Genomic DNA, 272 nt, shown 5'->3' with positions numbered 1-272 from the left:
TGGAGCTGGCCGAGAAGGTCGGCGCGGAGGTGGTGGTGGTCGCCGGCGACGTGCGGGCCACCGGCATGATCGCCGCCCAGCTGCCGGAGCGCTGGCAGGACGTGCTGGTGCGTACCGACGCCGGGTCGCGGCACGCCGGGGCGGACCCGGCGCTGATGGACGACGTCACCGTGCAGACCATCGCCGAGGTGGCCGACCAGCGGGTCACCGCGACGCTGGACCGCTTCGGCGTGCAGGAGGACGTCGGGGCGGGCCTCGACGCGGTCGTGTCG

The 272-nt window shown here is 75.4% G+C and carries 1 pseudogene; it reads left to right on the top strand.

Annotation, left to right across the window (positions count from 1 at the left end):
* A pseudogene (locus LPA42_RS33545) lies at positions 1-272 on the top strand (peptide chain release factor 1); the annotation flags it as partial.

The organism is Micromonospora sp. DH13, from assembly GCF_020873825.1.
GTDB lineage: Bacteria > Actinomycetota > Actinomycetes > Mycobacteriales > Micromonosporaceae > Micromonospora > Micromonospora haikouensis.
Note: the sequence above shows the minus strand (reverse complement) of the source record. Positions and strands in the feature narration are given on the sequence as shown.